Genomic DNA, 1,985 nt, shown 5'->3' with positions numbered 1-1,985 from the left:
GCGGTCCGTCGGGGCTCGAGGAAGGCCGGGAAGTAGCTGCCCCGCCGGAGCTTGGGGATCCGCAGCTCGACGCTGCCCGCCCGGGTCTGCCAGTCGCGATCCCGGTAGCCATTCCGCTGCACCAGCCGGTCCGGGCTACGCTCGCCAGGGGCGGCTCCCGTCAACTCGCCCGCCTCCAGTTCCATCAGCCTCTGGGCGGCAAAGCCGATCATCTCGCGGAGAAAGCTCGCATCAGAGCCTTTCTCCAGAAGCTCCCGAAGAGCAGTCTTGTCGTCGGTCATCGCGGTTGGTTCCAGGTCAGGATTGCAGGTCTCAGCAACCCAACCCTACCGAGAACCACCGCGGTGACCGCCACTTCAAAGGCCGTCAGGTCCTACACCACGTCCAGGGACACGATCGCGAGCGCGCGGTGTGGGACATCCTGGCCCGGCACGGGGTGGTGCCCGCCATCCCCTACCGCCTGGGCTTCGGACGGCTGAGCTGCATGACCTGCATCTTCGGCACGCCCGCGCTGTGGGCGACCATCCGCCTGATCGCCCGCGCCTGGTTCGAGCGCGTGGCCGGCTACGAGCGCCAGTTCGGCTGCACCATCCAGCGCGCCCGCTCGGTACGCGACCTCGCGGACCGCGGCATCCCTTACCCGGCTGCCCTGGCCCAGCCCGGCCTCGTGGCGGAGGCCCTGGCCCCACGCTGGACCGGGCCGATCCGCACGGCGGACTGGCGGCTGCCGGCCGGTGCCTTCGGCGAAGCCGCCGGCCCGGCCTGATGGCCACCCTTTCGAGCTTCTATCCCCCGAGCCAGGAGGCCAGGCTGCCATGATCCCCTGGGACGAGGTGCCGGATACGCTGCCCGAGGCAGGACCCCATCCGCTCGGCGCGCACGAGGACCGTTCCCGGCTTCGGCTGACGCTGCGCGACGGCCGGGTGATCGAGGGGCTCTACAACCCGATCGCCCGGCAGCACTTCCTGCACCGCACCGGTCCCGGCTTGCCCTTGGTCGGGCAGGTCGAGGGACCGCTCCTCGCCGGTGACATCGTCACGGTCGAGGTGGTGATGACCCGCGCCGAGCTTCACGATCGGGGGCGCGAGCTGATGCAGGGACCGCGCGTGCCCAGGTGTGAGCCGGTGACGCGCGACGATTTCGAGCACCGCCTGCAGACCCTGGCGCGCGCTGTCACCGCGGTGCCGGATGCCGAGTGGCAGATGCAGATCCGGCTCAAGCGCCAGTTCGAGGCTTGTGCCGAGCGTATCCAGTTCACACCCGGCAAGCGCGCCTGGATGCTGGCCGAAGCCAGGTGGGCGCGGCGCTCCAATGCGCCGCCCGCCATGGCCGATCTCCGGGTCGAGCCCGTGGCATCGCCCTCGTGCTTTGCGCGGCCTCGCCCGCAGGACTTCGACCCCGACCCCGCTGTCCGCCGCCACCCGAAGTGCGAGCGGACCCGCACTCGGTCCCGAACATGCTGTCCGCCCTGATGGCCGAAGGGCTCCAGGCCCGGATCACCCGCCTCGGCGACCCGCCCCACGACCGCGGCCATATCCAGGTCGAGATGCCGGTCAAAGGGCGGGCGCGCTTCGTGTTGCAAGGGGGACGCGGTGAGGACGGCCGGATGCACTGGCGCAGCGTGTGGGACGGAAACGAGAGCAAGGCCGGACGGAAGCGCTTCTTCCGTGCCGTTGCCACCCCGGCCTACGCCGCTATGGTCCGCGTCTTGCGCGACGGCCGCCGCACGGTGCAGCCGGACCTGTTCGCCATCCAACCCGCGCAGACGAGCCTGACGGGCGAGACCGCCGAAGCGGAACAGCCTGAGCGACGCATCAGGATGCGTGAGGCACGAAGCACGGTGCAGGAGGGAGGGGAGGGGAGAAACTGAGGCATGGCATCACGGCCGTCCCGGCACCGCTGCGCTCCATCGCCGCCGTCGCACCCCAGCCCGTCCAGGCCGCAGCCCTGACGGGTCGCGTCCCGCACCGGACAGGGCCGCTCGC

4 protein-coding genes are annotated in these 1,985 nt (G+C 71.1%); 3 read left to right on the top strand and 1 reads right to left on the bottom strand.

Annotated elements, in window-relative coordinates; translation table 11 throughout:
* Nucleotides 1–281, bottom strand: a 281-nt coding sequence (locus tag ROTAS13_RS23715; RefSeq protein ID WP_171979227.1) for a transposase, incomplete at its 3' end; no start/stop codon positions are given.
* A gap of 128 nt (nucleotides 282–409) precedes the next feature.
* Here ROTAS13_RS23715 and ROTAS13_RS23710 point away from each other — a divergent pair.
* From ROTAS13_RS23710 to ROTAS13_RS23700, 3 genes are read left to right on the top strand one after another with little or no spacing between them, the layout of a single operon-like run.
* On the top strand, nucleotides 410–766 hold the full coding sequence (locus tag ROTAS13_RS23710; RefSeq protein WP_075823595.1) for a hypothetical protein: 357 nt from the start codon (nucleotides 410–412) through the stop codon (nucleotides 764–766).
* A gap of 49 nt (nucleotides 767–815) precedes the next feature.
* Nucleotides 816–1,472, top strand: coding sequence for a hypothetical protein (locus ROTAS13_RS23705; RefSeq protein WP_075823594.1), 657 nt, complete (start codon nucleotides 816–818; stop codon nucleotides 1,470–1,472).
* The gene (locus tag ROTAS13_RS23700) at nucleotides 1,457–1,870 is read left to right on the top strand and encodes a hypothetical protein (protein WP_075823593.1); all 414 of its coding nucleotides are present in this window, start codon (nucleotides 1,457–1,459) and stop codon (nucleotides 1,868–1,870) included. Before ROTAS13_RS23705 ends, ROTAS13_RS23700 begins: the two co-directional genes overlap by 16 nt.
* The last annotated feature ends 115 nt before the right edge of the window (nucleotides 1,871–1,985 follow it).

The sequence above is a fragment of the Roseomonas sp. TAS13 genome, assembly GCF_001950415.1.
Classification (GTDB): Bacteria; Pseudomonadota; Alphaproteobacteria; order Acetobacterales; family Acetobacteraceae; genus Roseomonas; species Roseomonas mucosa.
Note: the sequence above shows the minus strand (reverse complement) of the source record. Positions and strands in the feature narration are given on the sequence as shown.